Origin of the sequence: Methanothermococcus sp. (assembly GCF_015523155.1) — an archaeon.
In the GTDB taxonomy this organism is placed as follows: domain Archaea; phylum AGJL01; class Methanococci; order Methanococcales; family Methanococcaceae; genus Methanofervidicoccus.
This window is the reverse complement of the sequence record NZ_WAKW01000072.1, coordinates 33,703-44,330: the sequence shown is the minus strand read 5'-3', so window position 1 is coordinate 44,330 and position 10,628 is coordinate 33,703. Positions and strand designations below refer to the sequence as shown.

Annotated in this window: 11 protein-coding genes; 7 read left to right on the top strand and 4 right to left on the bottom strand. The window is 29.7% G+C overall.

The window, feature by feature from the left end; translation table 11 throughout:
• The 5 genes from F7B34_RS07495 to F7B34_RS07475 all read left to right on the top strand — a co-directional run.
• On the top strand, positions 1–932 hold a 932-nt coding region (locus F7B34_RS07495; RefSeq protein ID WP_292461211.1), incomplete at its 5' end, for a hypothetical protein.
• Positions 933–980: 48 nt separating this feature from the next.
• The gene (gene minD, locus F7B34_RS07490; RefSeq protein WP_292461210.1) at positions 981–1,772 is read left to right on the top strand and encodes a cell division ATPase MinD; all 792 of its coding nucleotides are present in this window, start codon (positions 981–983) and stop codon (positions 1,770–1,772) included.
• 37 nt (positions 1,773–1,809) lie between these two features.
• Positions 1,810–2,379, top strand: coding sequence for an Era-like GTP-binding protein (locus F7B34_RS07485; RefSeq protein ID WP_292461209.1), 570 nt, complete (start codon positions 1,810–1,812; stop codon positions 2,377–2,379).
• Positions 2,380–2,407: 28 nt separating this feature from the next.
• Positions 2,408–2,824 (top strand): cell division protein SepF, encoded by a 417-nt coding sequence (sepF, locus tag F7B34_RS07480; protein ID WP_292461208.1) that lies wholly within the window; start codon positions 2,408–2,410, stop codon positions 2,822–2,824.
• A gap of 9 nt (positions 2,825–2,833) precedes the next feature.
• Positions 2,834–3,691, top strand: coding sequence for a methanogenesis marker 8 protein (locus tag F7B34_RS07475; RefSeq protein WP_292461207.1), 858 nt, complete (start codon positions 2,834–2,836; stop codon positions 3,689–3,691).
• Positions 3,692–3,727: 36 nt separating this feature from the next.
• Here the strand turns inward: F7B34_RS07475 and argF are convergent, their stop codons facing one another.
• The 3 genes from argF to F7B34_RS07460 all read right to left on the bottom strand — a co-directional run bounded on the left by argF (position 3,728) and on the right by F7B34_RS07460 (position 7,101).
• Positions 3,728–4,645 (bottom strand): ornithine carbamoyltransferase, encoded by a 918-nt coding sequence (gene argF / locus F7B34_RS07470; RefSeq protein WP_292461206.1) that lies wholly within the window; start codon positions 4,643–4,645, stop codon positions 3,728–3,730.
• 112 nt (positions 4,646–4,757) lie between these two features.
• Positions 4,758–6,692: a cache domain-containing protein gene (locus F7B34_RS07465; RefSeq protein WP_292461205.1), complete on the bottom strand. Its 1,935-nt coding sequence runs from the start codon at positions 6,690–6,692 to the stop codon at positions 4,758–4,760.
• A gap of 31 nt (positions 6,693–6,723) precedes the next feature.
• A complete protein-coding gene (locus tag F7B34_RS07460; RefSeq protein WP_292461204.1) occupies positions 6,724–7,101 on the bottom strand; it encodes a response regulator transcription factor in 378 nt (125 codons plus the stop codon).
• A gap of 534 nt (positions 7,102–7,635) precedes the next feature.
• On the opposite strand from F7B34_RS07460, the gene F7B34_RS07455 reads away from it, so the two are divergent.
• Positions 7,636–9,051 carry an FIST N-terminal domain-containing protein gene (locus tag F7B34_RS07455; protein WP_292461203.1) on the top strand — a complete coding sequence of 472 codons (1,416 nt, stop codon included), beginning with the start codon at positions 7,636–7,638 and terminating at the stop codon, positions 9,049–9,051.
• A 47-nt stretch (positions 9,052–9,098) separates the two neighbouring features.
• Here F7B34_RS07455 and F7B34_RS07450 read toward each other — a convergent pair whose 3' ends face one another.
• The gene (locus F7B34_RS07450; RefSeq protein WP_292461202.1) at positions 9,099–9,677 is read right to left on the bottom strand and encodes a ZPR1 zinc finger domain-containing protein; all 579 of its coding nucleotides are present in this window, start codon (positions 9,675–9,677) and stop codon (positions 9,099–9,101) included.
• 312 nt (positions 9,678–9,989) lie between these two features.
• Here F7B34_RS07450 and F7B34_RS07445 point away from each other — a divergent pair, with 312 nt between their 5' ends.
• Positions 9,990–10,625, top strand: a complete 636-nt coding sequence (locus F7B34_RS07445; protein ID WP_292461201.1) for a helix-turn-helix domain-containing protein — start codon at positions 9,990–9,992, stop codon at positions 10,623–10,625.
• Positions 10,626–10,628: the final 3 nt, after the last annotated feature.

The following is a 10,628-nucleotide window of genomic DNA, read 5'->3' as shown; positions in this document are numbered from 1 at the left end:
ATAGTATGCAATTTAAAGAAAAAGAAAAATTATTAAAAGAAATAATTAAAAAAATAAAAGAAATAAGAAAAAATTTAAATCTGAAAAATACGAATTTTGAAATAGTGGATATTGAGCTAATAGATAAGAATACAAATAAAGAAAATGAATCTATATTTTTGATAATCTACGCTTTAACCCGTTCCGATAAATCTACAATTATAGGACCTGGAGGGTGGGTCGTTGGAAAATTAAGAGAGGATTTAAAACACCAAATTGACAAAAATTTAATAATAAGGGTAGAAAACTATATCGACAGAGTTATACTAAATGAAAAAAAAGAAAAGGCAATTTTATTTTTGAATAGAATAGGATTAAAAAAAGGTCAAAAAATAATGGTTTTAGTTCAGTGCAGTTATGATTTATCCATTTTAGATTTCTTGAAAAAATATTTTAATGTATATGCAGTATCTTTGGATATTGGAACTGCGGTATTACCATTAAAGAGTAAAAAGATAATTGAAGATTATTTCATAAGCAACAACATACCTTATAATTTTATAAAACCTGTTAAATTAAGTAGAAAAGACATACTAGACGCATTAAATGGTTATCCCTGTGATATCATCTGTGGTAATATGAACAAATATCTTATAAAGGAATGTGTGGATAAAAATATAAAATACATCATAAATAATCACATATCTGAGAGTTATAAAAGAGATGAATCAACTGGAATATATATTTTAAATTTTCTAAACATATTTCCATTGAAAAGAAACTCTTTAAGAAACCGATACTTAAACTGCCCTTTAATGATACAATCCTGCAAAAAAAATAGTAATATAAAAATAAAATTGATAAACAGAATAGTGTCAAATGTATATGATGGATTAATCGAGCCAACAGAAGGTTCTGAAAAAATTATGAAAATAATAAATTATAAAATTTAAATGTTATTTATCATAAAACTAATTATTATTAAACATACTGGTGATTTCATGATTATTACCATAGCCTCTGGAAAGGGTGGTGTAGGAAAAACTACAACTTCTGCAAACTTAGGGGTTGCACTATCAAAAATTGGAAAAAAGACCCTTATTGTAGATGGGGACATTTCAATGGCTAATTTAGGTTTAATATTTAATTTTGAAAAAAATAGACCTTCATTACATGATGTTCTTTCGGGAGAATGTGATGTAAAGGATGCAATATATAAACATAAAACCGGAGCTCACATACTACCTACAAGTTTATCAATAGAAGGATATAAAAGATCTGATTTGGATTTATTTCCCGAAGTTATATCCGATGTTGCCGATGATTACGATTATGTAATAATAGATGCACCAGCCGGGTTAAACAGAGACATGGCTATCCATTTGGCAATAGCAGATAAGGTTTTAATTGTTCTAACACCTGAGCTCTTTTCAATAGCTGATGGAATTAAAATAAAACAAAGTAGTGAAATGGCAGGAACTTCAATATTGGGTGCTGTTTTAAATAGAACTGGAAGAGATTTTGGAGAAATGGGGATTGATGAAATTGAAATGATTGTTCATGAAAAAGTAATTAGCACCATACCTGAGGATGAGAATATAAGAAATGCCACATTGAAAAGGATGAGCGTAATTGAGTATTCTCCAAAATCCCCTTCATCAAAGGCATATATGGAGCTGGCACTTAAAATTGTTGGCTCTTATGTGGATATGAATAAAATTGAAGAAGAAGTTTACAATAAAAGTTTTATTGATAAGGTAAAAAGGATTTTTTTAAGATTTAAAAATAAATAAAAATATTTATATATTATTGTTTAAAAAAAGGTGTAGTATGATAGATAATACTCCACATAAAGAAGAATTTAAAATAGTTTTGGTAGGTCCAGAAAATTCTGGGAAATCGGCACTCTTGAATGCTATTTTTGGAAGGTATATTTCAAATGTTTCGGAAGTTGGAGGGACTACGAAGAGACCGGTAAAAAAATTCTGGGGAAAATTAAAATACGGTAAATCAAAAAAAGAGCCGAAAATTGCAAATATATCATTCGTAGATTTAGGTGGGCTCTATGTAGGTGAGAAAAAATCTCCAATAATGGTTGGAAAAATTCTTGAAGAAACATATAAAGAGATGGAGAAGGCAGATGTAATTATCCATGTTGTTGATGGTGAAAAAGGTCTATCAAAAAGCTTTGAAAAACTTCATCATTTACTTAAATATCGATACCAAAAGCCCATTATAGTTGTTATCAATAAATGTGATTTGCTTGATAACGATAAAAGAGATTATTTAAAAAACCATATTGAAGATAGATTGGAAAATAAAGTTATTTTTACATCAACAATAACATACGAAGGTATAACAAATCTGATTGATACGATTATAAAATTCCTAAAAAAGTGAATTAAATAAAAATATAAATGGTGAAAATATGGTATTTAAATCAATAATGGAGTTAATTAAAGGAAGAGATGGAAAAACATTAAACTCTAATCCAGTAACAATTGATGATTATGTTGAAGTCCCAATTAAGATTCACGATGACGGCAATATTATAAAAATAAAAGTTTGCGAGCTCGACGATTACAGGGATGCAACTGACATATCTGTAATGGTTGAAGCTGGATATATTGTTATTGCAAACACAATAAATTTGGATAGAGATATAGATGAGGATTACGCAAAGTTGTTGGCATATTTGAAGGATAAAATTTCAGAATGTAATGGAACAATAATCAAAGTATGTGAAAGCAAGATAATGGCAGTTCCTCACAATGTAGTAATTGAAAAGTTGGTTAAAGAACCTGAGGAAACATCTGCTGCTGGGATAAAAAATGAAGAAGAATAAAGGGAAAATATGGAAGATATTCATATAATGGAGGCCCTTGGAAAATGTAAGGTGGTTGTAAAAAATGGAAAAGTCGTTGAAGTTGGAGAGCCCCTAATAAAATATTGTCCATTATTTGCAAAACATAGAGGTATGGATGAATTAAATAAAGAAACCATTAAAAAAAATATAGAATTTAGAATAAAGGATTTTGGACTATTTACGGAAAATAGGGTCGTTGAATCAAGAGAATGTATAGTTGGATTTGGAACATCTGAAATATTCATGACTGCACTGAAAAATAAACTACTTGATGCTGTGGTAATTGTTAGTGACTGTGCTGGAACAGTAATAACAAACAATCCATATTTAGTTCAGGGGTTGTGTGGGCGAATATCTGGAATAATAAAAACTACGCCAATTCCAAAAGTTATTGAAAAAATAGAAAATGCCGGTGGTGTTGTATTAAATAAAGATGGTGCAGAAATCAGCCAATATAAGGGAGTTAAAAGGGCATTGGAATTAGGATATAAAAAAATAGGGGTAAGTATAGGCAATTTAGAAGATGCTAAAAAAATTAAAGAATTAAAAACATGTGATAAATCCGTAAGAATTATAACATTTGGCGTTCATACAACAGGGTATAATAAATCATGTGTTGAAAAATATTTGAAATATCTTGATTTAATTACATGCTGTGCTTCAAAGGGTGTTTTGGAGGCAGTAAAAGGGCACGTGAAGGTTCAGGTGGGAAAATCTGTTCCAATATTTGCACTTACCCAGGATGGAAAAGAATTAATATTAGAGAGAATGAAGGAATTGGAAAGGCCAATATTGATTACACCCCACGATGAACTGCCCGATATTAAAGACGATTTCCATATTTAGCTTTTTAAATTATCGTCGTATTAACCTAAATTGAATTTATTTTTTATCAAATATATATTTAAACACGGCCTTTTGGGCGTGTAATCGATTCTCAGCTTCATCATAAACAACAGATTGTTCTCCATCAATTACATCATCAGTTATTTCCATTCCCCTATTTGCAGGAAGGCAGTGCATTACAATAGCATCATTTTTTGCATAACTTAATAGTTTTTCATTTATTTGATAAGGCGGGAATGTTCTTTTGACTTCTTCCAAATCTTTGTTTTTATCACTCATGCTTATCCATACATCTGTGTATAATACATCTGCATCTTCTGCCCCTTCTTTTGGGTCAGTTGTTAATGTTATACTGCCTTCTCCGTATTTATTCACTATTTCCAATGCCTTTTTTACAAACATTGCATTTGGTTCATAACCTTCTGGTGTGGCAGCATATACATCCATTCCAAGCAGAGCTCCGCCAATCAATAGGGAATTACACACATTATTACCATCGCCAAAGTAGGATAATTTAAGACCTTTTAATTTGTTTTTATGCTCTTTTATTGTTAATAGGTCTGCCAATATCTGACACGGGTGTGCCAAATTACTCAGTGCATTGATTACAGGAACATCGCCGTATTTTGCCAGTTCTTCAAGTGTTTTATGATTTTTAACCCTTGCAACAATCCCATCCACATATCTGCTCATTACCTTTGCAGTATCTTTTATACTCTCTTTTTTTCCCAAGTGGGTTTCTCCGGTATTGAGCATTAAAGAATGGCCCCCCAACTCATTTACTGCAATATCAAAACTTATTCTTGTCCTTGTTGAGGGGCTTTCAAATATTAATGCTATATTTTTATTTTTTAATATATCCTCGGTTTTTCTATTCTCTTTAAAATAAATGGCGTCTTTAATAATATTCTCAACATCATTTCTCTCTAAATCTCCCAAAGTTAATAAATGCATAATATCACCAAACATGAGAAAACATTTTAATATATTTGAGATTATTTATTTAACAAATTATTATATTTAAAACTTTGTTATAAAAAACATTTAAATCATGAAGATTTAAGAATTAATAAAAATTTTTTACTGGAATAATTATATGGAATATACTTCCACTGCCCAAGCTACTCTCTACCCAAATAGTTCCACCATGGGCTTCTACAATACTTTTACACACTGCCAAACCCAATCCAGAGCCTCCTTTTATCCGTTTTGCAGGAGAATCTACTTGATAAAATCTATCAAATATTTTATCTAAATCTTTCTTAGGTATGCCTGGACCATTGTCTATAACTTTTATATGAATAGAGTTGCCCTCTCTTAATGCCTGAATTTCTACCTTCTCATTAACAGGTGAGAATTTTATGGCATTTTCAATTAAATTGGTTAAAACCTGAGTTATTCTGTCCTTATCTCCATTTATAATCACATCATTTATTTTACATATTATTTTAATATTTTTTTCGTCTGCAATTGGTTTTAAAGTACTAATAACATTTTCTACGATTTCTTTTAAATTTATCTTTTCCATTTGCATTTCCAATTCTCCACGCTCTATTTTGGATAAATCAAGCATGTTATCTATTAATCTTTTTAATCTATCGATATTTTCATTTGCAATTTTAAGGCACTTTCTCTGAGTTTCAGTAATTGCCCCCATCGTTCCATCCAACACGAGCTCTACATATCCTTTTATTGATGTTAGAGGTGTTCTTAATTCATGAGATACTATTGCCACAATGTCTGATTTTAATTTATCCAATTCTTTCAATTCATTGTAAGATTTTTCCAATTCTCTCGCTTGTTTTTTGAGTTTCTCATTTGATTTTTTTATCTCATCAGCCATTTTATTAAATACCTTGGCAAGTTCTCCAAATTCATCGTTTGTATTTACATAAACTCTGAAATCATAATTTCCTTTACTAATCATCTCTGCTCCTTTTTTCAACTCTTTAAGAGGTTTTGTAATTTTCCTATTCATTACAAAAGACACCATTAGAGCTATGAGGAGCCCCAGTATTCCAACCTCAAGTATAAGGTTTTTTATACTGTTTTGAAGAACTATAAATGGTTTTTTAGGCATTCCCACATACAACATTCCTATAATTTCATTGTTGCTATTTTTTATAGGTTCATATGCAGTTAAATACCATTCATTAACAACAAAAGCCCCTCCATAATAAATTTTTCCATTTTTTATAACTTTATCATAAACTTCCTTTGAAACAAAGGTTCCAATAGCTCTTTTATTATCCTCCTGAACATTTGTGGATATTCTAAGACCATCAAGAAATATCGTTGCAGTATCATTTGTAGCTTTCTTTATCTTATCCACAAGGGAATTGTCTTTATTCAATATTTTTGATATCATTATTGCTCCAATAATACTTCCATTATCATCCTTAATAGGTTTAATGGATACCAGTGCGAGAGCTCTTTTTTCTACGGATTTATTTATTATTGAATCTCCTGAAATTGATTCATAATCCTCTGTTTTGATAATATTTATTTTGGTTTTATTTTCAAGATTTTCCTTTTTTACAGTATCTTCATCCAATATTTCGATAGATGATATACCCCTTCCATTAAGTGCTTTTTTTACAAGAGGTAAGAGTTCAGTATCATTTGTTAAATTACTGTTTGACCTTGCCACAACATATCCACCACTGTTAAATATTGTTGCAAAATCAGCACCCCCTGATTTTTTTGCCAGTATGGTGATTTTTTTTAATTCTGAAATATTGTTATTTTTAAGTGCAGTTATTGTATCTTTTGAATTGGCAGAATACTGACATACCGTAGATAATTTATCAATTTGATCTGCCATGAAACCTTCAGCGGTGTGTAAATCAGTGTTTATTTTTCCCTGGGCCTGTTCATTCATGGTTTTTGTTATAATATCCGTTGATGTCGTCCCTAAAATCAATATGGGTATTAATGCAATAACTATTGAATAAATTGTTAATTTTGTTCCAAATTTTTTTATGGTGGGTAATTTGCCCATATTTACACCTATATATATCTTATTTCATCTATTATTTATTTAATTTATATTCTTCTAAAACACGGTTTATTTTATCAAGCAATTCCTTTTTTTCAAACGGTTTTATGATATAATTATCTAAGTGCTTTTTAACACCTGCTTTAATGTCTTTCTCCTGAGCAAGGGCTGTTAAGGCTATCACAGGAGTATTTTTCCACTCTTTTTTTGACCTTATAATGTCTAAAACTTCCCATCCACTCATTCCCGGCATCATTATATCCAACAACACCAAATCTGGCATACATTCCATTAATTTTATGGCCTCATAACCATCATGTGCTGTTAAAACCTCATAATTATTTACTTCAAGTATTATTTTCACAAGATTCAATATGTCTTTGTTATCTTCAACCACAAGAATTTTAGCCATGTTATCACGATTTTTCTTTTTTTAGTGATAACAGTAGGAAACCGAAGGTTTCCCCAAGATGTTATCACGATTTTTCTTTTTTTAGTGATAACAGTAGGAAACCGAAGGTTTCCCCAAGATGTTATCACGATTTTTGTTTTTTTAGTGATAACAGTAGGAGGAAATTTTTTATTTCGCCTATGCTATCTCCTTGATTTAATTATATGGTAAGAAATTATTATAGTTGCATTGATTAAATAGCAATCATTTTAATAAAATTATTAGAAAATGTTTCACCGAATATATAAATGAATTTTTACATAGTTATTATCCTCCAAAATTTATAAAATAATATTTTCTATAGTTTATTTACCTTAATATTTATGTTTATGAAAATTTAAATAAATATATTTATTATTGAAAAATTCAAAATTTATAAGTATAACATTAATAGATTGACCATATTTAATTAATAATATAATTTATTAATTACAGTTATTATAGTTTTATTATATGTTGTTTATTTTATCAAAAGCATAATATGGCGGTGTTAATGTGAGATTCATAGAGTTCGGACAGGGATTTTCAGACGACGACAACCCACTAAAAGCAGGAGCTCATGCCACATCAAATGCATTGAAACAATTAAATAAATATTCAAAACACCCAAACATCGTTTTTTTATTTTCCTCTCCTGATTATGACCCAGAGGAAATATTAAACGGAGTAAAGCTTATAATGAATACTAAAACACCAGTTGTGGGGGGGAGCTCCAAATTTCAAATTGTAAATAATAAACTACTAAAAAAAGGAGTGGGGATTGGAATCCTCTATTCAAAGTATATCAATATAGGTGTTGGAGTAGGTTTGGGAGTGTCCATAAACCCTAGGGAGTCTGGGAAAAAAGCCATTCAGGATGCAATGAAAAATCTTGGCATGATTCCAAAATTCGTCATGGTATTTATGGACTTCTGTAAATTTGAAGAAGAGGTTTTAAAAGGCATAATTGATGTATTGGGTATTACAATTCCCATATTTGGGGGAACTAATACTGATGACTTTGAATTTAAAAAAACATACCAATACTGCAACGATGTTTATTTTGATAGCGTAGTTTGCGTAGCATTTGGCGGAGATATTTTACCAAAAATGGCTTATGGAAATTACTCAGAAACTGATAAATCATCCAATACAGTAGAAACCAAAAATAAAACGGTCATAACAGAAACAAATAAACGATATATTTACAAGCTAAACAGCATAAATGCACTTGATTATTATAAAAATATTTCAAAATTCAAAGGCACCTATGATGAGCTCCAAAAAGATAGGCAATTTTATCTATCTCATACATTTGGATTGTTAAATACCAATGGCGAGATTCTTTTAAAAGGCCCTATATCCATAAAAAACGGAGTTTTAATATGTGGTTCGAATATTGTTGAAGGAAACGAATTGAAAATGGTAAATATAACCGATGAAAAAATTAAGCAATTATTTGAGAACTCCACAGAATTACTGATTAATACTGCACCAAAGTATGATTCTCCATTAACATTCTGCTGTTCATCCATATATTTACCCGAAATATCGGAAGAATCTGTAAAAAATAGTTTAGAATCTAGTCCTTTAAATATTTTTGGATTTACATCCTATGGAGAAGTGGTTTTAAGGGAATATATGAATTATACTATATCAATGTGTTCCATAGTTCCTGATTTAGCTTCCATTAGTGCAAAAGACGGAATCCATATGGTTACAAAATATCCTGCTACAAAAGAAACCATATTAAAAATAAATGAAATGGGTGGTGTAGTAAAGATAGAGGAACTCGCAAAAGCACTTGGTATTCATAGGAGAACAACTTATGATAGGATAGAGCCCCTCCTTCAATATGGATTTATTGAAAAAGAACATGCACTTATAAAGATAACAGATTTTGGAAAATTATTATTGAAACTTTGGATTTAATTTTTATTTTTCTTCTATTTATTTATTTTTTATATTTTTTCTTAATTTTATTTTTCCATAATAAAAACACTGCCACTGTTTAACAGTTTTATTTCCTCCTCTGTAAGTTTTTCCTCCTTAACTCCATCTCCAATTATGGCACTGTGTCCAAGGGGGTCTTCAATTATAAGTGTTGCAGTTTCTTCTCCATTTTTGATATTTTCAATTCTTTTTAATATTTCTTCTGCTTTTTTCTTCTCTTCGTCGGTTTCTACCCAGTTCATCAATGTTTTTAATGAATCTTCAAGACGGTTTAACACGCCTTCAACATTTGAAATATACCCCTGTGAAGCTGGACCTGGTTTAACTTCGAAACCTAATTCAGGTATTTTTATATAACCTGTGGAACTTTTTATAACCCTTTTATTCAGGTCTTCTTCCCCACATATTTTTAAAATAAATCTTTTTGGTTCTTTAACTTCCACAGGGAGTATATCGCTCTTTCTATATTTGCATTTATCACATATCATAGTGGTTTCAATTACCTTTCCAAGATATGGGATATCCAATTCATTTGTCATGATTTTCAGTGCATTTTTAGCACCGCATATTGGACAATCTATAATATTTACCGATTTAGTTTCCATGTTCTCACCAAATTTTTAGATTATTATGTATTATAAGTATATTTTATATCATACGTATATTTTATTATTCCTTTTTTTATTTTTTACCTTATTACAACACCATTTGGATTTAGAAGTGAATTTAGGGAATTGATAGCTTATAAAACTTAGGGGTCTTTGTCGAATTATTATAATAATATAAATAATTTTTGGTTTAATTGTAGGGAAAAATTATATATATGGCATCCGTCAAGAATAATATTATTCTTACAAAATAGATAATTATTGAATATGATATATATCGGAAATATACTTCCTATATAATGGGATATTATGTATAAGAAACTTGATATTATAGAGCATGCCATTTTATTGAATCCTAAGTATATAAAAATATTTCGTAATAAATTGAAAATAACTCAGTCAAAACTTGCTGAGGAAAGTGGAGTTAGTCAATCTCATTTGAGTATGCTTGAAAAGGGAAAAAGAAAAGCCACAAAATCTCATGCCGCAGCAATAACCCTTGGGTTATTAAAATGCAGTAATATCTGGGATAAAGAGAATCCTATATTATACCTACTCGATGTGTTATCTCTAACAAAACTTGAATCCACAATAGTGAAATTTGTTAAGGAGCTCGTTGAAAATGATACATTACATAAAAAATACATTGAAGGATATCCAGTTTTTATTGTTGACAAAGATTCATTTACTGAATACATAAAAAAAAATCTTAAAGTAGTTAATATTGAGAAAGTAGAGTTTTTCAGAGGAAGATTAAATGTTAAAGCCATATATTCAGATAACCGAGATGTTCATATATATTTGGATTGTTCGGATATTAGGCGATTAGAAAATAAAATATCCAATGTTCTTGAAAAAAAAACAACTATTCAAATATTTCCAAAAGAAGAAATGCCTCCTATTTATTCCATTAAAAAGGACGGTATTGTAATACATTGTTGGTAAATA

Bases quoted from the DNA above. Each gene is read 5' to 3' on its own strand.
- F7B34_RS07460 (WP_292461204.1), bottom strand. From the start codon at position 7,101: ATGGCTAAAATTCTTGTGGTTGAAGATAACAAAGACATATTGAATCTT.
- minD (WP_292461210.1), top strand. From the start codon at position 981: ATGATTATTACCATAGCCTCTGGAAAGGGTGGTGTAGGAAAAACTACA.
- F7B34_RS07485 (WP_292461209.1), top strand. From the start codon at position 1,810: ATGATAGATAATACTCCACATAAAGAAGAATTTAAAATAGTTTTGGTA.
- argF (WP_292461206.1), bottom strand. From the start codon at position 4,645: ATGCATTTATTAACTTTGGGAGATTTAGAGAGAAATGATGTTGAGAAT.
- sepF (WP_292461208.1), top strand. From the start codon at position 2,408: ATGGTATTTAAATCAATAATGGAGTTAATTAAAGGAAGAGATGGAAAA.
- F7B34_RS07445 (WP_292461201.1), top strand. From the start codon at position 9,990: ATGTATAAGAAACTTGATATTATAGAGCATGCCATTTTATTGAATCCT.
- F7B34_RS07475 (WP_292461207.1), top strand. From the start codon at position 2,834: ATGGAAGATATTCATATAATGGAGGCCCTTGGAAAATGTAAGGTGGTT.
- F7B34_RS07465 (WP_292461205.1), bottom strand. From the start codon at position 6,692: ATGGGCAAATTACCCACCATAAAAAAATTTGGAACAAAATTAACAATT.
- F7B34_RS07450 (WP_292461202.1), bottom strand. From the start codon at position 9,677: ATGGAAACTAAATCGGTAAATATTATAGATTGTCCAATATGCGGTGCT.